This is a genomic window from Neisseria shayeganii 871, from assembly GCF_000226875.1.
GTDB lineage: Bacteria > Pseudomonadota > Gammaproteobacteria > Burkholderiales > Neisseriaceae > Eikenella > Eikenella shayeganii.
Genome location: NZ_JH164926.1, coordinates 223,853 through 241,006, shown reverse-complemented (window position 1 = coordinate 241,006; position 17,154 = coordinate 223,853). Strand labels below are relative to the sequence as shown.

Genomic DNA, 17,154 nt, shown 5'->3' with positions numbered 1-17,154 from the left:
CTCTAAAGCCGCTTTTTTTTAACCATTAGGCCGGCAACAGGGCTTCAATGTCGGCCGCCAACTCTTCCGGTGCCACGCTCGGCGCGAAACGGGCCACCACTTCACCTTCCCGGTTTACCAGAAACTTGGTGAAGTTCCACTTGATGTCGCTGCCTTCGCGCTTTTCGCCCAGAGAGGCCAATCGGATCAGCAAATCCTTGAAGCCGGCGTTGCCGCGGTCTTCCGGCTGCTGCTGTTTCAGGTAGCCGTATAAGGGGTGCTCATTAGGGCCGTTGACATCGATTTTTTCGAAAATCGGGAATCGGACACCGAAACGCGTTTCACAGATTTGGGCGATTTCGCCGCTGTCTTCGGGCGCCTGATTGCGGAACTGGTTGCAGGGAAAATCCAAAATCTCCAAGCCTCGGCTGTGGTATTGCTCGTGCAGCTGCTGTAAAGCGGCGTACTGCGGCGTTAGGCCGCAGCGGGTGGCGGTGTTCACGATCAGCAAAACCTGACCGCGGTAACGGCTCAAATCCACCGGTTGTCCTTGCACATCGGTTACAGTGAAATCATAAACAGAGGTCATCACACGGCTCCTAAAAAAAAACGGTAAAACTGCATTATGGGCAACAAAAATGCCGCCGGCAACAAGGTTGCGGCGGCATTCAGCACAAAACGGCAATTATTTACGCAGGCCCAAGCGGGTAATCACGCTGCGGTAAGTGTCGGCGTCGGTGCGGCGCAGGTAGGCCAGCAGACGGCGGCGGGCGCTCACCATTTTCAACAAGCCGCGACGGCTGTGATGGTCTTTGGGGTTGGCTTTGAAGTGGGGGGTCAGGTCGTTGATGCGGAAAGTCAGCAACGCGATCTGCACTTCAGAAGAACCGGTATCGCCTTCTTTGCGTTGGAAATCTTTAACGATTTGTGCTTTTTGTTCTACGGACAATGCCATGATAAAAACTCCGAAAAATCTGCCTTACGGCGGGACAAGTTGGCTGAGCGCAAACCCTGACCAACTCCAATAGTTTCCTGTTTACTCAAAAACAAGAGGGCGGATTATGCCACGGATGCAAACAAAAGGCTACCTGAAAAGCCGCCCCGCCCGTCTGAAATGCGCGTGCTGTGGTCTATGGCACACAATCTTCAGGCGGCGGCCATGCGCTGGCGCATCTGTTCAAACAGGCAAACCGTGGCGGCCATCGCCACATTCAGCGATTCGGTGGCGCCGAGCATGGGAATGTGTACCAAGCCGTCGGCCACCTCCTGCATGGCCGGGCTGACGCCGCTGCCTTCGTTGCCGAACAGCCAAGCCGTCGGAGCGCTCAAGCGGCAATCATATAAAGAGATGCTGTCCGTATGCAGGGCGGTGGCCAGCAAAGGCACACGGCAATGTTGCCGCCAAGCCGGCAAATCGACGCCGCTGTGCAACTGCAACAGAAAATGGGCGCCCATGCCGGCGCGCAACACTTTCGGCGACCAGATATCGGCGCAGCCTTTGTCCAATACCACCTGTTTAACGCCCGCCGCTGCCGCGCTGCGCAAAATGGTGCCGATATTGCCCGGATCCTGTATCCGCTCCAACACCACACAATCCGCCCCGCCGTCGAAAGCCGGAACGGGTGGCAAGGCAATCAGGGCGGTGATTTCCTCGGCGTCGGTGAGGCTGGTGATTTTCTGCAAAGCTTCGCCGCCCACCTGCACCACGTCGTTTGCCGCCAAACGAGCAAGCAGGGCCGAGGTTTCGGGCTGGCTGAAACGGTGTGCCGGCACATAAACCTTCAGCGGGCGGATGCCGCTGTCCAGGCAGGCGGACAACAAATGCACGCCCTCAAACACAGCCTGCCCGTGCTGGCGGCGGGCGCGGCCGCTTTGCAGCAGCTTGGCCAAGTGTTTTAAGGCGGGGTTTTGGGCGGAAGAAAGCGTATTCATGGCGGCGGATAATAACAGCCACGGCAGCTTTCAGGTAGCCTGCCGATTGAGGCCACCTGAAGCCGGGAGGCATGTTAAAATGCGCGCCGGTTTTGTTTTGGAATCTTGAATCACGGTATGAGCACTGCTGCCGACCTCGAAGCGCTGTTGCCGCAAACCCAATGCCGCCAATGCGGTTTTGACGGTTGCGCACCCTACGCCGAAGCCATGGCCGCAGGCGAAGCGGGCATCCACCTGTGCCCGCCCGGCGGCGAAACCGTAATGCGCGAACTGGCCGCCCTGCTCGACCTCCCGCCGCGTCCGCTCGAACAGGCAGACAAAGCCGCCACGCCCAAAGTGCTGGCTTATATTGACGAAGCCGCCTGCATCGGCTGCACCGCCTGCATCAAAGCCTGCCCGGTGGACGCCATCATGGGGGCGTCTAAGCAGATGCACACCGTATTGGCCGACGAATGTACCGGCTGCGAGCTGTGCCTGCCGCCCTGCCCGGTGGACTGCATCGAGCTGCATCCGGTGCCGGATGCCTTCCTGCCCCGCGCCCGACCGGAACGCCGAGCCGCGGCCGCCCATGCCAAAACCCGCTACCAACGCCGCCAAACCCGTCTTCAACGGCTGGCCGACGAACGCAGCGCCTATCTGGCCGAACGGGCGGCCGCCCACCGTGCCAAACAAACGGCCAATACCGAGCCGGCGGCGAATGGCGCCATCGATCCCGCCGCCCTGATCGCCCAGGCCATGGCCCGTGCCCAAGCCCTGCAAAACCAACGCAGCGTGCCCAGTAACCGCGAAGCTTTTCGCGAACGCGAAATTGCCGATGCACAAGACAAAGCCGCCTTCCGTCGTGCCCAGCGAGATGTGCGTTACGGCGACGAAGCGCAAAAAGCCGCCGCCATCCGCTATCTGAAGGAGCGCAAAGCGGCCGAAGAACAAGAAACGCAATCGGCCGGCAAAGCCGGCTGAACAGGCTACCTGAAAGCCTGCTTCTCCCATTCCCATTCCACCCACCACAAAGGCCTGCCGACCATGCACACCGCCCTTTCCCATATCCCGCTCAACGGATTCACCATCGCCAACGACCGCCCCTTCGTGCTGTTCGGCGGCATGAATGTATTGGAAAGCCGCGAGCTGGCCATGGAAATCGCCGCCGCTTATGTGGAAATCTGCGGCAAACTCGGCATCCCCTACGTCTTCAAAGCCAGCTTCGACAAAGCCAACCGTTCCAGCCTGCATTCTTTCCGCGGCCCCGGTCTGGCCACAGGCATGCAGTGGCTGGCCGACATCAAAGAACGTTACGGCGTGCCGGTGATTACCGATGTGCATGAGCCCGAGCAAGCCGCGCCGGCCGCCGAAGTGGCCGACATCATCCAGCTGCCGGCCTTCCTCAGCCGCCAAACCGATTTGGTGGCGGCCATGGCCAAAACCGGCGCCATTCTGAACATCAAAAAAGCCCAATTCCTTGCGCCGCACGAAATGCGCCACATCATCCACAAATGCTTGGAAGCCGGCAACAACCGCATCATTCTCTGCGAACGCGGTTCGGCATTCGGCTACAACAATCTGGTGGTGGACATGCTCGGTTTCGACATCATGAAACAAATGAACGTGCCGGTCTTTTTCGATGTCACCCACAGCCTGCAGCAGCCCGGCGCCCGCAGTGATTCCGCCGGCGGTCGGCGCGAACAAATCGTGACCCTGGCCCGTGCCGGCATGGCGGTCGGCCTGGCCGGCCTGTTTCTCGAAGCTCATCCCGAGCCGGAACAAGCCAAATGCGACGGCCCCTGCGCCCTGCGCCTGAACTGCTTAGAACCCTTTCTCGCCCAATTGAAACAGCTGGACGATTTGGTCAAAGGCTTCGCGCCGCTCGACACCCATTAAGCCTCTGCCGAAGCTGCCCGCCGCCCGAATTTATGGTAAAGTCCGCCCTTTGCCCACCCGCCGCAACGGCGCATTGATTGAGAAAAACACCATGCAGTCTTGGCAGTTACCCGAACACATTGCCGACATCCTGCCCACCACGGCCCGCCAGCTGGAAAGCGCCAAAGAAGCATTGTTGGCGCTTTTCCGCGTGCACGGCTACGAATTGGTCAGCCCGCCGCTCACCGAATACAGCCATTCCCTACTGGCCGATGCCGACCCCGGTTTATCGCTGAAAACCATCCGCGTGGTCGACCAGCTCAGCGGCCGCCAACTCGGCCTGCGCGCCGACATCACCCCCCAGGTTGCCCGCATCGACGCCCACCTGCTGTCGGCCAACAACGGCATCAACCGCCTGTGTTATGCCGGCACCGTACTGCATGCCCGCCCCGACGGCGCATTAAGCACACGCGAGCCGCTGCAGATCGGTGCCGAACTTTACGGCTGCGACGAGGTGGCCGCCGACATCGAATTGATCGATTTGATGTTAAAAAGCCTGCACACCGTACACGTGGGCAAGCCGCTGCTGGCCTTGGGCCACATCGGCGTCTTTTATGCCTTGGCCCACGCCGCCGAATTGCCCGCCGCCGATGCCGAAGAGCTGCTGGCGCTGATGCAGGACAAAGACACCGCCTCCATCCGCCGCTGGCTGGCCGGCCGCGAACTGCCCGCCGAATATGCCGCCGCCCTGCAGCTCCTGCCCGAACTCTACGGCGGCCGCGAAGTGCTGGACGCCATGAGCCGCTTACCGGCTCTGCCGAAAATCGAAAAAGCCCGCGCCACCCTGGAAGCCGTGTGTGCAGCTTTCCCGCAAGCAGACATCCACATCGACTTATCCGAACTGCGGGTCGATTCCTATCACACCGGCCTGCTGTTCGCCGCCTACCACGCCGACTGGCCGGATGCCGTGGCCCGCGGCGGCCGCTACAACGGCTTGGGCAAACATTTCGGCCGCGCCCGTCCGGCCACCGGCTTCAGCTTCGATTTGCGCGACGTAGCCGCCTGTCTGCCGCCGGCACAAAATATGCACCGCATTGCGGTGGCGCAGGCCGATGCGGCGGCCGCCCGCAATACCATCGAACGTCTACGCCGCGAAGGCGAATGCGTGGTGGTGGATTTCGGCGGCGGCATCGGCGCCTGCGACCGACGCTTGGTCTGCATCGACGGCGTATGGCAGGTGGTGGCCGCAAATTAAGGGTTTTCAGGTAGCCTGCTCATCAGGCTACCTGAAAACAGCATCCGCGATTTCAAAAATATCGATTCTTTTTATTTCCAATATTCTTTAACAGGGTAAGCATCATGGCAAAAAACGTAGTCGTCATTGGCGCACAATGGGGCGATGAAGGCAAAGGCAAAATTGTGGACTGGCTCGCCGAGCAAACCGGCGGCGTGGTCCGTTTCCAAGGCGGCCACAACGCCGGCCACACTTTGGTGGTAAACGGCAAAAAAACCGTTCTGCGCCTGATTCCCAGCGGCATTTTGCACGAAACGCTGGACTGCTTCATCGGCTCCGGCGTGGTGGTTTCCCCCGAAGCGCTGTTGGGTGAAATCGACGAATTGAACGCCGCCGGCGTGAAAAACGTGGAAGGCCGCCTGAAAATCGCCCCCACCTGTCCGATGATTCTGCCCTACCACATCGCGCTCGACCAAGCCCGCGAAGCCTCGCGCGGCAGCGGCAAAATCGGCACCACCGGCCGCGGCATCGGCCCGGCTTACGAAGACAAAGTGGCCCGCCGTTCCATCCGCATCGGCGACTTGGCCGACATCGACCGCATCAGCGACAAGCTCAAAGCCAATATCGATCTTTACAATGTGCAGCTGCAACACCTGCACGGCACCGAGCCGGTACGCTTCGACGACGTGATGGCGAAAATCCGCAGCTTCAAAGACCGCATCCTGCCCATGGTGGCCGACGTGTCGCGCACCCTGTATGAAAAAGGCCAGCGCGGCGAGCGCCTGCTGTTTGAAGGCGCCCAAGGCACCCTGCTCGACATCGACTACGGCACTTATCCGTTTGTCACCTCTTCCAACTGCCTGGCCGGCGCCGCCTCGGCCGGGGCCGGCGTGCCACCGCAAATGCTGGATTATGTGCTCGGCATCGTCAAAGCCTACACCACCCGCGTCGGTTCCGGCCCCTTCCCCACCGAATTGTTCGACGACATCGGCGCCGGCCTGGCCCAGCGCGGCAACGAATTCGGTTCGGTAACCGGCCGCGCCCGCCGTTGCGGCTGGTTTGACGCCGCCGCCCTGAAACGCGCCATCCAAATCAACGGCATCAGCGGCATGTGCATCACCAAACTCGACGTGATGGACGGCATCGAAGAAATCAAAATCGGCGTGGGCTACACCTTGGCCGACGGCAGCACCACCGACATCCTGCCCTTCGGCAGCGAAGCGGTAGCAGGCTGCACACCGATTTACGAAACCCTGCCCGGCTGGAGCGAATCCACCGTCGGCATCAAATCTTTCGACGCCCTGCCGGAAAACGCCAAAGCCTACCTGAAACGCATCGAAGAAGTATGCGGCGCCCCGATTGCGATCGTTTCCACCGGCCCCGACCGCACCGAAACCATTCTGCTGCAACACCCCTTCAACTAATATTTGCATCATCCCGCAGCAAAGCATCAGGCTACCTGAAACGGGTTTTCAGGTAGCCTGATGCTTTGCAAAACCAGACCGAGACTTTTGCAAAAACTGCATTTGCGGCGCATTTCTGCATTGTGTTTATGCCCTGAAGATACTGTCACATTGGGGACAAAAGATTTCAGGCTACCTGAAAACCCGTTTCAGGTAGCCTGATGCTGATTTCACAACATGCCTTCAGACGGCATTGAGCAACTTAAATCGTACCTTGTGCTTTCACCCGCTCTGCACCCTCGAATTTGCTCAGCGCAGACAAATAGGCTTTGGCCGTGGCCACCAAAATATCGGTGTCCGCGCCCTGCCCGTTCACCACGCGGCCGTCGCGCAGCAGGCGCACGCTGGTTTCGCCCTGGCTCTCGGTGCCGGCGGTAACCGCATTCACCGAATACAGCTGCAATTGCGCCCCGCTTTGGACCACACTCTCGATGGCTTTGAAAATCGCATCCACCGGGCCGGAACCGGTAGCCTGCGCGTGCTTCTCTTCGCCGTGCATGCTGAACACCACTTCCGCGCGCGGCTCTTCGCCGGTCTCGGTGGTGATGTGCTGGGAAATGAATTTGAAATGCTCCTGTTGCGACAGGCTCACCATTTCGTCAGACACCAAGGCGTGCAGGTCTTCATCGAAAATTTCGCGTTTTTTGTCGGCCAGCTCTTTGAAACGGGCGAAGGCGGCGTTCAATGCTTCCTCGCTACCCAACTCGATGCCCAACTCGGCCAGCTTGGTTTTGAAGGCGTTGCGGCCGGACAATTTGCCCAAAGTGAGACGGTTGGCGCTCCAGCCCACGCTTTCGGCAGACATGATTTCGTAGGTTTCGCGGTGTTTGAGTACGCCGTCTTGGTGAATACCGGACTCGTGGGCAAAGGCATTGGCACCCACAATCGCCTTGTTCGGCTGGATCGGGTAGCCGGTTACGGTGGACACCAATTTGGAAGCCGGCACAATCTGGGTGGTGTCGATGCCGGTTTCCAATCCGAACACATCGTGGCGAACTTTCAGCGCCATCACGATTTCTTCCAAGCTGGCATTGCCCGCCCGCTCGCCCAAACCGTTGATGGTGCACTCCACCTGGCGCACACCCGCCTGAATCGCCGCTAGGGAATTTCCTACGGCCAAGCCCAAATCATTGTGGCAATGAGTGGACCAAACGACTTTGTCGCCATTCGGCACGCTGCGGATGATTTCCGAAATACGCTCATACCAAACGGAAGGAATCGAATAGCCCACGGTATCGGGAATATTAATAGTGGTGGCACCCGCCTCGATCACTTCGGTAAAAATTCTAGCCAAAAAGTCCAAATCCGAACGCACGGCGTCTTCAGCAGAAAATTCCACATCATCGGTATATTCTTTGGCAATTTTCACTGCCTTTACCGCCGCATCAATTACCTGTTGCGGCTTCATTTTCAACTTATACTCCATATGCAGCGGACTGGTGGCGATAAAGGTGTGGATGCGCTTTTTCGGGGCGGGTGATACCGCTTCGCCAGCAGCACGCACATCCTTCTCATTGGCGCGGGCTAATGAGCATACGGTTGCCTTGGTAATGGTTTTGGCGATTTCGTTTACCGCCTCGAAATCGCCCGGGCTGGCGGCGGCGAAACCTGCTTCAATCACATCCACGCCCAGCTTTTCCAGCTGGCGGGCAACGCGGATTTTTTCTTCTTTGGTCATCGCGGCGCCGGGCGACTGCTCGCCGTCGCGCAGCGTGGTGTCGAAAATAATGACGCGGTTATTGGGGTTGGACATGGTGGTTTGCTCCAAAGTGGGTTGTTGTTGCAGAAAAGCGTTTAAATCCAAAGGCCGGCCTTGCGCTTCGGCCAATGCGCTCAGGCGTTGCAGTTGGTTCAGCGGCAGCGAACCGCGGGTGCGCCATTTGTAAATGGCCGCCGCCGAAGCGGCGTCTTCGGGATGCTGTTGTTTCAAGGCTTCCGCCAGCGCGTTCACGCCGCCGAAGTACGCAATCAAGCGTTCGATATCCAGTTGCATAATAGACCTTTTGTCTAAAAATTTATCTTAGCCTGCAGGTAGCTGCGGTTTTATCGGCCGCAATATACGCATAATTAGACATATGCGCAAGCCGAAATGCTGGCTAATTTTGCCAAAATATACACTTTGTCTAATTTTGCTGATTTCATTGATTAAATTCCCGGCAAAACAGGCTACCTGAAAGCATCTCCGGCAGCATTCACCGTCCGTCGAGCCGCCACCCCTTACTTGAATTCCAAGCGTTTACTCTTTAAAATTCCGTCAATTTTTTTCAGGAGAAGTAAACCATGTATGATGTGTACCGTGCCCCCGAATCCGGCGGTGAACCGGAAGACAGCGGCGAACTGAGCCTTTTGGCTACCCCCAACCGCTGCCCGGCAGCCACCGGCTGGGCTTGGATTCCGCAAGCCTTTTCGATTTTCCGCGAGCGTTGGGGCATGTGGCTGCTGATCGGCTTAATTGCTCTGCTGTGTAATTTTGCCGTCAGCGTGGTGATCGGATTGGTGCCAGAGAAAATGGCTTGGCTGGTTCAAATTTTCTCCTTTATTTTCAGCTTGTTTTTGATGTGCGGTATTGTGTATTGCGCCGCCTCGCAAGTGGAAAACGGCGAGCTGGAAATCAGCGGCCTGTTTGCCGGCTTCCAACTCAAATTCAAAGAAGTGTTGATTTTGGGCGTGCTCCAATTCCTCCTCATTCTCGGCTTATTGCTGGCGGTGGCCGTACCGACTGTCCTGCTGTTAGGCGTCAGCTTCAACCTTGCCTCCTTAAACCAGAACTGGGGCGGTCTTCTGTTTGCCCTGATTTTGGTCGGCTTAGTGGTTGGGGTAGGCGTTATCCTGTTCACTTGGTTTACCCCGCCTTTAGTGATGCTGCATAACATATCGCCCACCCGCGCCATCGGCATGAGCTTGCGCGGCGGCTTGGCCAATCTGCTGCCGCTGCTGGTTTATGTGCTGGCCTTGATTGGCTTGGCCATCGCCTTCGGCCTGCTGGCCGCACTGCTGGGCAGCATCCTGCCCCAGTCGGTTGCCCTGGCCCTGATGGTGCTGATCGGCATCCCTGTCACCCTGTTCTTCAGCGTATGGAACGGCATCATCAGCTATGTGTCTTACCTCAGCGTGTGGACCAATGCCGAATTGGAAAGCTGACCGGTTGGGCAACTAAATCGATATGTTCGATCTGTATCAGCCTCCACAATCCAGCCATGAACCGGAAACCGACGGCACACGGGGTCTGCTGGCCAGGCCAAACCGTTGCGCGGCTTCCGCCGGCTGGACATGGACTTGGCAAACCTTGTCGCTTTTCCATGCGCAAGGGGGCAAATGGATGCTCATCGGCCTGGCAGCATTGTTGTGCAATCTGCCGTTTCAGCTGTTGGCAACAACTATGCCTATGCCGAACCATCTATATTGGCTTGGTGCGGTTGGCACTTTCCTGCTGGATGTCTTCCTCATCTGCGGCATGGTTTACGGCGCCGCTTCGCAAGTGGCAAGCGGCACATTGGCCGCCGGCAGCCTGTTGGCCGGCTTTCGCTTAAAAGGCAAACAAGTGCTGGCTTTGGGGCTGATTCAGCTCATCATTTGCTTCGTCTTGCTGATGGCCATCTCGGCGCCTCTTGCCGTTCTATTCGGCTTGCTGGACGCCTCCCCCAGCATGCAAGCCTTTCTGCAGAACACAAGCATGCAGATTGCCGCTCTGCTGGCTATCGGTCTGGTCTTCGTGATGGGCATCATGCTGAGCATCGGCTTCACCCCGTCCTTGGTGATGCTGGGCAATGTTTCCCCTGTGCGCGCTTTGGCCATGAATGTGCGTGGCGGCATGGCCAATCTGGTGCCTTTGCTGATATACGCACTGACTATGCTGGTATTCACATGTGCGCTGGCTACCCTATTCGTGCTGTTTGTTACCATATTTCCCCAAGCCGTTACCGCCGTGCTGAAATGGTGGCTCGGGCTGCCCATTCTGATTTTTCTCGGCGTATGGAACGGTTTGATCGCTTATGCCGCCTACCTCAGCGTGTGGACGGATACCGAATTGGAGCTGGAATTGGAAGGCTGAACGACACCATAAATATCAAAACAGGCTACCTGAAACGCTTTCAGGTAGCCTGTTCTATTGATGGCGGTTTAAGGCAGCAAAGCCACGTTGTTCAAACCGCTGCACTCGTCGAAGCCGAACATGATGTTCATATTCTGTACCGCCTGCCCGGCCGCGCCTTTGACCAGATTGTCCTGCACGCTCAAAAGAATCCATATCTCGCTGCCGGGCGCACGTTGCACGCTGATGCGGCAAACATTGCTGCCGCGCACGCTGCGGGTTTCCGGCGTGCTGCCGGCCGGCATCACATCGACAAAAGGGCTGTCCGCATAATAAGCCGCCAACAGCGCCTGCGGATCTGCCCCGTCTTCGAGATGCACATAAGTGGTGGCGTGCATGCCGCGAATCATCGGCGTGAGGTGCGGCACGAATACCAGATGTTCGGCCACCTCCGCTTGCAGGCCGGCAATGGTTTGGCGGATTTCCGGCAGGTGGCGGTGGCCGCCTACGCCATAAGCCTTGAAGTTGTCTCCCGCTTCGCACAACAACGTGCCTACTGCCGCTTTGCGGCCTGCGCCGGAAACGCCGGATTTGCAGTCGGCAATCAGCGGGCGGCCGGTTTTCACCACGCCGGCTTTCAAAAGCGGAATCAGCGGCAGGCTCACGCAGGTGGGATAGCAGCCGGGGTTGGCCACCAGGCGGGCGGTTCGGATGGCATCCCGGTTCAATTCGCACAAACCGTACACCGCCTCCTGCAAAGCTTTTTCGGCGGTAAACGGCATCCCGTACCAATGCTCCCAAGTGGGGATGTCTTTGAGCCGGTAGTCGGCCGACAAATCCACCACGCGCACGCCCTGTGCCATCAGAGCCGGCGCATCCCGCATCGCCACACCGTGCGGGGTGGCGAAAAACACCACATCGCAAGCGGCTAAATCCGCGGCATCGGGCGCTTGGAATACCAAGTCGTACACGCCGCGCAAGGAGGGGAAATAGTCGGCAATGTGCACGCCGGCTTCACTGCGGCTGGTTACCGCCGTCACTTGGGCATGCGGGTGGCCGGCCAGCAGACGCAACAGTTCGACACCGGTGTAGCCGGTGGCGCCGACAATACCGACACGAAGAGAGGGGGGATTCATGATGCCGCGTTCCTTATCTAAATATCTAATGAAAAAACGGAGTGTAGCGGCTTTTCAGGTAGCCTGAAAGCCCGGCCACAGCAGCCTTTCGCCCGGCATCAACAACAAAACCGCCCAAAGCTGGCAGGCGGCCTGACAGGGGCGTATAATCGCGGCGCATCGCCGGAGCGGCCACACCATGCATCACCATGAAAATCATAATATATGCTACCGGCACCGTTTTAGGAACACTTTGCCATGAGTCAGCAACCCGAGCAAAAGACACAGCCAAAAGAACAAGTTATCAGCCTCTACCAAGGCAGCAAACGCATCCACCCCAAGCTGGCAAAAGGCCGCTTCGCCAATTGGCGCATTCTGGTCGTCCTGGCCACCCAGCTGGTGTTTTACGGCATCCCCTGGCTGATGTGGGGCGACCGCCAAGCCGTCTGGTTCGATATTCCCGGCCGCCACTTCTATATTTTTGGCCTCACCTTGGTGCCGGGCGATCTGATCTATCTCACCGGCATCCTGCTGCTTTCCGCTTTCGGCCTGTTTTGGTGGACCACCATTGCCGGCCGTTTGTGGTGCGGTTATGCTTGCCCGCAAACGGTCTATACCGAAATCATGCTGTGGATCGACCATTTGGTGGAAGGCGACCGCAACAAACGGCTGAAACTGGATAAAGAGCCGTGGAATGCGCGCAAAATCCGCATCAAGCTCACCAAGTATCTGCTGATTTTCTTGGTCGCCGCCTGGACCGGCATCACGTTCGCCGGCTGGTTTGTGCCGATCCGCGAGCTGACGGCCGATATTTTCAGCCTGAACTTTGCCGCCATTTCGGGCGGCACCCTGTTTGCCGCCGCTTTCTACGGCTTCATGACCTGGCTGATGGGTCACATCATGCGCGAGCAGGTGTGCCTGCATATGTGCCCCTACGCCCGCTTCCAAAGCGCGATGTTCGACCACGACACGCTGATCATTTCCTACGACACCGCCCGCGGCGAACCGCGCGGCGCACGCAAAAAGAATGTCAGCCGCGAAGAAACCGAGCTGGGCGACTGCATCAACTGCACCATGTGCGTGCAGGTATGCCCGACCGGCATCGACATCCGCGACGGCCTGCAATACCAATGCATCGGCTGTGCCGCCTGTATCGATGCCTGCGACGAGATCATGGATAAGATGAATTATCCGCGCGGCCTGATCCGCTACACCACCGAAGGCGCACTGGCGAAAGAATATCCGGAAAACAAAATCCCCAGCCGTCTGCTGCGCCCGCGCGTAGTGGGTTACGGCGCGGTATTGGCCTTGGTGGCCGCCGGCCTGATCGTGAGCCTGTTCTTCCGCCAAACCGTGCGCGTGGACGTGATCAAAGACCGCGGCGTGATGGTGCGCCAAAATAAAGAGGGCTGGCTGGAAAACGCCTACAACCTGCGCATCATCAATGCCAGCGAAGACGTGAAAATCCTCACCGCCGAAGTGGAAGGCTTGGAAGACATCAAGATGTCCGGCCTGCCTGCCGACGGCCTGCGCCTCGAAGGCGGCCAAACCGTTACCGTGCCGGTTCAGGTAGCCGTGATTCCGGAGTATGCGGAAAAAGGCAGCAACCCCATCCGCTTCACCTTCCGCTACACCGATGCGCAAAATCCTGAAGACAGCAGCACCATCAGCGAAAAAAGCACCTTTATCGGAGAATGATTTTGAGCAACAACCGCAAGGCCCGTCCCTGGTACCGCGAACCCTGGCCCTGGCTTTTGGCCGCCGGCCCCATCATTGTTGTATTCGCCGCCCTCTACACCTACCATCTGGCCGCCAACTACAACAAGCCTTCCATGGTCACCGACGACTACTATAAAGAAGGCAAAAACATCGGCCTGCAGCTGGAGCGCGACCAAACCGCCGCCACACGCGGCATTCGCGCACAAGTGCTGGTGAATCCCGACAACGACCGCGCCAAAGTGCTGCTCAGCGGCGAAATCGAGCCCGACAGCAAACTGCGCCTGCTTTGGCTGCACCCTGCCCGCAGCGAACACGACCAAAGCGTGGTCTTGCAGCGGCAGGGAGATGCCGCCCCGTCCGGGAATCAGGTAGAATACACCGCCGTTTTCAAGACACTGCCCTCCACCCACCACTGGTATGTGCGCGTAGAAGACGAAGCCGGCCAATGGCGTGTGCAGGGCCGGTGGGACACCAACCAAGGCCAAAGCCTTACACTGCAACCCATGCATCAGGCCGCCCCCCAACCGGCCCCCTAATCCGGCTTTCAGGTAGCCTCTGGTTTCTCAGGGCTACCTGAAACGCCCCGCACCCTACCCCGAAAAGGATTCCTCATGGACGATATGCTCAAACAAGCCGCGCTGGACTTCCACGAATTTCCGCGTCCCGGCAAAATTCAGGTGGCCCCCACCAAACCCTTGGCTACCCAGTACGACCTCTCTCTGGCGTATTCACCCGGCGTGGCCGCGCCCTGCATGGAAATCCATGAAGATCCGCTCGCTTCCTACAAATACACCGCCCGCGGCAACTTGGTGGCCGTCATCTCCAACGGCACCGCCGTGCTCGGCTTGGGCAACATCGGCGCGCTGGCGAGCAAACCGGTGATGGAAGGCAAAGGCGTTTTGTTTAAAAAATTTGCCGGCATTGACGTCTTCGACATCGAAGTCAACGAAACCGACCCCGACAAACTGGTGGACATCATCGCCTCCCTCGAGCCCACCTTCGGCGGCATCAACCTCGAAGACATCAAAGCCCCCGAGTGCTTCTACATCGAGAAAAAACTGCGCGAGCGCTGCAACATCCCCGTCTTCCATGACGACCAACACGGCACCGCCATCATCACCGCCGCCGCCGTGCTGAACGGCCTGCGCGTGGTGGGCAAAGACATTGCCGAAGTGAAACTGGTGTGCTCCGGCGCCGGCGCGGCCGCCATCGCCTGTCTCGACCTCTTGGTGGCCTTGGGCATGAAGCGCGAACACATCACCGTTTGCGACTCCAAAGGCGTCATCTTCCAAACCCGCGAAGACCGCGAGCGCATGGACGAAAGCAAAGTGCGCTATGCCGTGGCCGACTGCGGCCAACGCACCTTGGCCGATGCCGTACCGGGCAAAGACATCTTCCTCGGCCTCTCCGGCCCCAATGTATTGAGCACCGATATGCTCAAGCAAATGGCCGACAAACCGCTGGTGTTCGCCTTGGCCAACCCGCAGCCCGAAATCTGGCCGCCCGAAGCAAAAGCTGCCCGCCCCGACGTCATCATCGGCACCGGCCGTTCCGACTTCCCCAACCAAGTCAACAACGTGCTCTGCTTCCCCTTCATCTTCCGCGGCGCCATGGACGTGGGTGCCACCACCATCAACGAAGAAATGAAGCTGGCCTGCGTGCGTGCGATTGCCGACTTGGCGCTGGCCGAGCAAAACGACGAAGTCGCCAGCGCCTATATGGGCACCGAGCTTTCCTTCGGCCCCGAATACCTGATTCCCAAGCCCTTCGATCCGCGCTTAATCGCCCGCATCGCCCCCGCCGTGGCCAAAGCGGCCATGGACTCCGGCGTCGCCACCCGCCCGATTACCGATTTCGACGCCTACGTCGAAACCCTCAACCACTTCGTTTACAAATCCAATCTGTTCATGAAGCCGGTGTTCAATCAGGCGAAAAAAGACATCAAGCGCGTGGTATTGAGCGAAGGCGAAGACGAGCGCGTACTGCACGCCGCCCAGCAAATCGTGTCGCAAAAACTGGCTTTCCCGATTTTGATCGGCCGTCCCAATGTGATCGAAGCACGCCTGAAAAAACTCGGCCTCACCATCCAAGCCGGCAAAGACTTCGAGCTAGTCAACAATGAAAACGACCCGCGCTACCGCGAGTACTGGGAAGAATACTACCGCCTGCGCAAACGCCAGGGCGTCACTGAAGAAATGGCGCGCCGCCGCATGATCGGCAACACCACTCTGATCGGCGCCATGATGGTGCATCTGGGCCATGCCGACGCCTTGGTGTGCGGCACCATGGGCCGCTTCCGCGACCACTTCCAAATCATGGAAGAAATCATCGGCTACAACAATCCCGAGCGCAACGCCTGCGCCATGAACGCGCTGATTCTCAGCGGCGGCAGCATCTTCATTACCGACACCTATGTGAATGCCGAGCCCGACGCCGAACAATTGGCCGCCGGCACCCTGATGTGCGTGGAAGAAATGGAACGCTTCGGCATCGTGCCCAAAGTGGCCTTGTTGGCCAACTCCAACTTCGGCTCCATCGATTCGCCCTCCAGCCGCAAAATGCAAACCGCGCTGGGTCTGATTCAGGCCGCCAAACCCGAGTTGGAAATCGACGGCGAGATGCAAGGCGATGCCGCGCTGAACGAAAACATCCGCCAGCAAATCATGCCCGATTCCCCACTGAAAGGCTCGGCCAATCTGTTGGTGATGCCCGATGTGGAAACCGCTAACATCAGCTACAACCTGCTGCGCGTGTCCGCCTCCGACGGCGTGACCATCGGCCCGATTCTGATGGGCATGGCCAAGCCGGTGCACATCGTCACCCCCATCTCCTCCGTGCGCCGCATCGTCAATATGGTGGCCTTGGCCGCCGTTGACGCCCAACGCCAACACGGTTGATCATTCGTTTCCATCAGGCTACCTGAAACCCGCCGACGGCTGTTCAGGTAGCCTTTTTTCATCCAGCAACGGTTCCCTATGCACGCCACATTACCCGAAAAACGCTTCGAAGACTCAGGCGCAGCCGAATACGACCAACGGATTACCCGCCTGATTCCCGGCTATACCGAGCTGCACCGCCTCAATGCCGCCATCTTGCATCCCCTGCCCGCCGATGCCCGCATCTTATTGATCGGCGTCGGCACCGGCACCGAGCTGCTGTCCCTTGCCGATAGTCGGCCACAATCCGCTTTCACCGCCCTAGACCCCTCATTGGCCATGCTGGAACAAGCCAAGCGAAAAGCGGCCTGCTTGCCGAATACCGTCTGTTGGCATCACGGTTTGCTGGAAGAACTGCCGGAGGCGCCCCAATACGATGCAGCCCTGTGCCTATTTGTGATGCACTTCCTGTCCGATATAAGGGAAAAGGGCGCGCTGCTGCGGCAAGCCGCCTGCCGTTTGAAACCGAGTGCGCCCCTGCTGCTGGCCGATCTGGCCGTGCAATGCAGCGGACAGACTGAATACCTGGTGCAATATGCCCGCACCCAAGGCCTGCCCGATCACCAACTCGACCGCTTACAACAGCGTTTGCAACAGGATTTTTTTCCACTCACACCCGGCAATCTGGCCGATTTGGCCACAACATGCGGTTTCGAAACACCCGAGCCGTATTGGCAAAACTTGGGCTTTACCGCCTGGCGCTTACGCCGCGCACCATCTGTTCCTACGGAGACTGTTTAGAATCGGCTCAAAATCTCCCTTAGGCTGGACCTTCCCCTCCCGATGTGGGCGCCGTTTAAGGCGTCGCAGCGCAACGAATGCGAACGCCAAGAATCTCTGTGAGACGACATATCGATAGATAGGCAAGTAAGCAAGCAACCCCAAGGCATCA

Annotated in this window: 15 protein-coding genes; 10 read left to right on the top strand and 5 right to left on the bottom strand. The window is 58.6% G+C overall.

Features of this window, described 5'->3' with window-relative positions; genetic code table 11:
• Nucleotides 1-25: 25 nt before the first annotated feature.
• The 3 genes from HMPREF9371_RS01055 to HMPREF9371_RS01045 all read right to left on the bottom strand — a co-directional run bounded on the left by HMPREF9371_RS01055 (nt 26) and on the right by HMPREF9371_RS01045 (nt 1,911).
• Nucleotides 26-568, bottom strand: a complete 543-nt coding sequence (locus HMPREF9371_RS01055; protein WP_009117941.1) for a glutathione peroxidase — start codon at nt 566-568, stop codon at nt 26-28.
• Between the two features lie 96 nt (nt 569-664).
• On the bottom strand, nt 665-934 hold the full coding sequence (gene rpsO / locus HMPREF9371_RS01050) for a 30S ribosomal protein S15 (RefSeq protein WP_040659903.1): 270 nt from the start codon (nt 932-934) through the stop codon (nt 665-667).
• A 191-nt stretch (nt 935-1,125) separates the two neighbouring features.
• Nucleotides 1,126-1,911: a TrmH family RNA methyltransferase gene (locus HMPREF9371_RS01045; RefSeq protein WP_009117940.1), complete on the bottom strand. Its 786-nt coding sequence runs from the start codon at nt 1,909-1,911 to the stop codon at nt 1,126-1,128.
• Nucleotides 1,912-2,028: 117 nt separating this feature from the next.
• On the opposite strand from HMPREF9371_RS01045, the gene HMPREF9371_RS01040 reads away from it, so the two are divergent.
• From HMPREF9371_RS01040 to HMPREF9371_RS01025, 4 genes are all read left to right on the top strand, one after another.
• Nucleotides 2,029-2,871: an RnfABCDGE type electron transport complex subunit B gene (locus tag HMPREF9371_RS01040; RefSeq protein ID WP_009117939.1), complete on the top strand. Its 843-nt coding sequence runs from the start codon at nt 2,029-2,031 to the stop codon at nt 2,869-2,871.
• Between the two features lie 63 nt (nt 2,872-2,934).
• Nucleotides 2,935-3,786 carry a 3-deoxy-8-phosphooctulonate synthase gene (gene kdsA / locus HMPREF9371_RS01035; RefSeq protein WP_009117938.1) on the top strand — a complete coding sequence of 284 codons (852 nt, stop codon included), beginning with the start codon at nt 2,935-2,937 and terminating at the stop codon, nt 3,784-3,786.
• 91 nt (nt 3,787-3,877) lie between these two features.
• Nucleotides 3,878-5,020 carry an ATP phosphoribosyltransferase regulatory subunit gene (locus HMPREF9371_RS01030; protein ID WP_040660587.1) on the top strand — a complete coding sequence of 381 codons (1,143 nt, stop codon included), beginning with the start codon at nt 3,878-3,880 and terminating at the stop codon, nt 5,018-5,020.
• A 104-nt stretch (nt 5,021-5,124) separates the two neighbouring features.
• Nucleotides 5,125-6,423 carry an adenylosuccinate synthase gene (locus tag HMPREF9371_RS01025; RefSeq protein WP_009117936.1) on the top strand — a complete coding sequence of 433 codons (1,299 nt, stop codon included), beginning with the start codon at nt 5,125-5,127 and terminating at the stop codon, nt 6,421-6,423.
• Between the two features lie 241 nt (nt 6,424-6,664).
• On the opposite strand, the gene HMPREF9371_RS01020 is transcribed toward HMPREF9371_RS01025, so the two are convergent.
• Entirely contained in the window at nt 6,665-8,455 is a 1,791-nt protein-coding gene (locus HMPREF9371_RS01020) for a 2-isopropylmalate synthase (RefSeq protein ID WP_009117934.1), read from the bottom strand.
• A 287-nt stretch (nt 8,456-8,742) separates the two neighbouring features.
• On the opposite strand from HMPREF9371_RS01020, the gene HMPREF9371_RS01015 reads away from it, so the two are divergent.
• Together HMPREF9371_RS01015 and HMPREF9371_RS01010 are read left to right on the top strand one after the other, a co-directional pair.
• Nucleotides 8,743-9,603, top strand: a complete 861-nt coding sequence (locus HMPREF9371_RS01015; RefSeq protein WP_009117933.1) for a BPSS1780 family membrane protein — start codon at nt 8,743-8,745, stop codon at nt 9,601-9,603.
• A gap of 22 nt (nt 9,604-9,625) precedes the next feature.
• Entirely contained in the window at nt 9,626-10,513 is an 888-nt protein-coding gene (locus HMPREF9371_RS01010; RefSeq protein ID WP_009117932.1) for a hypothetical protein, read from the top strand.
• A 68-nt stretch (nt 10,514-10,581) separates the two neighbouring features.
• On the opposite strand, the gene argC is transcribed toward HMPREF9371_RS01010, so the two are convergent.
• Complete coding sequence (gene argC / locus HMPREF9371_RS01005) at nt 10,582-11,628, bottom strand: N-acetyl-gamma-glutamyl-phosphate reductase (RefSeq protein ID WP_009117931.1); 1,047 nt, start codon at nt 11,626-11,628, stop codon at nt 10,582-10,584.
• 237 nt (nt 11,629-11,865) lie between these two features.
• Here argC and ccoG point away from each other — a divergent pair, with 237 nt between their 5' ends.
• From ccoG to HMPREF9371_RS00985, 4 genes are all read left to right on the top strand, one after another.
• The gene (gene ccoG, locus HMPREF9371_RS01000; RefSeq protein ID WP_009117929.1) at nt 11,866-13,305 is read left to right on the top strand and encodes a cytochrome c oxidase accessory protein CcoG; all 1,440 of its coding nucleotides are present in this window, start codon (nt 11,866-11,868) and stop codon (nt 13,303-13,305) included.
• On the top strand, nt 13,302-13,862 hold the full coding sequence (locus HMPREF9371_RS00995; protein WP_009117928.1) for a FixH family protein: 561 nt from the start codon (nt 13,302-13,304) through the stop codon (nt 13,860-13,862). The genes ccoG and HMPREF9371_RS00995 overlap by 4 nt, the downstream gene beginning before the upstream one ends.
• 75 nt (nt 13,863-13,937) lie before the next feature.
• Nucleotides 13,938-16,223, top strand: a complete 2,286-nt coding sequence (locus tag HMPREF9371_RS00990; protein ID WP_009117927.1) for an NADP-dependent malic enzyme — start codon at nt 13,938-13,940, stop codon at nt 16,221-16,223.
• Nucleotides 16,224-16,301: 78 nt separating this feature from the next.
• A complete protein-coding gene (locus HMPREF9371_RS00985) occupies nt 16,302-17,003 on the top strand; it encodes a class I SAM-dependent methyltransferase (RefSeq protein WP_009117926.1) in 702 nt (233 codons plus the stop codon).
• Nucleotides 17,004-17,154 lie beyond the last annotated feature (151 nt).

Bases quoted from the DNA above. Each gene is read 5' to 3' on its own strand.
- HMPREF9371_RS01045 (WP_009117940.1), bottom strand. From the start codon at position 1,911: ATGAATACGCTTTCTTCCGCCCAAAACCCCGCCTTAAAACACTTGGCC.
- rpsO (WP_040659903.1), bottom strand. From the start codon at position 934: ATGGCATTGTCCGTAGAACAAAAAGCACAAATCGTTAAAGATTTCCAA.
- HMPREF9371_RS01015 (WP_009117933.1), top strand. From the start codon at position 8,743: ATGTATGATGTGTACCGTGCCCCCGAATCCGGCGGTGAACCGGAAGAC.
- HMPREF9371_RS01010 (WP_009117932.1), top strand. From the start codon at position 9,626: ATGTTCGATCTGTATCAGCCTCCACAATCCAGCCATGAACCGGAAACC.
- HMPREF9371_RS00985 (WP_009117926.1), top strand. From the start codon at position 16,302: ATGCACGCCACATTACCCGAAAAACGCTTCGAAGACTCAGGCGCAGCC.
- HMPREF9371_RS00990 (WP_009117927.1), top strand. From the start codon at position 13,938: ATGGACGATATGCTCAAACAAGCCGCGCTGGACTTCCACGAATTTCCG.
- kdsA (WP_009117938.1), top strand. From the start codon at position 2,935: ATGCACACCGCCCTTTCCCATATCCCGCTCAACGGATTCACCATCGCC.
- HMPREF9371_RS01025 (WP_009117936.1), top strand. From the start codon at position 5,125: ATGGCAAAAAACGTAGTCGTCATTGGCGCACAATGGGGCGATGAAGGC.
- HMPREF9371_RS01055 (WP_009117941.1), bottom strand. From the start codon at position 568: ATGACCTCTGTTTATGATTTCACTGTAACCGATGTGCAAGGACAACCG.
- argC (WP_009117931.1), bottom strand. From the start codon at position 11,628: ATGAATCCCCCCTCTCTTCGTGTCGGTATTGTCGGCGCCACCGGCTAC.
- ccoG (WP_009117929.1), top strand. From the start codon at position 11,866: ATGAGTCAGCAACCCGAGCAAAAGACACAGCCAAAAGAACAAGTTATC.
- HMPREF9371_RS01030 (WP_040660587.1), top strand. From the start codon at position 3,878: ATGCAGTCTTGGCAGTTACCCGAACACATTGCCGACATCCTGCCCACC.
- HMPREF9371_RS01020 (WP_009117934.1), bottom strand. From the start codon at position 8,455: ATGCAACTGGATATCGAACGCTTGATTGCGTACTTCGGCGGCGTGAAC.
- HMPREF9371_RS00995 (WP_009117928.1), top strand. From the start codon at position 13,302: ATGATTTTGAGCAACAACCGCAAGGCCCGTCCCTGGTACCGCGAACCC.
- HMPREF9371_RS01040 (WP_009117939.1), top strand. From the start codon at position 2,029: ATGAGCACTGCTGCCGACCTCGAAGCGCTGTTGCCGCAAACCCAATGC.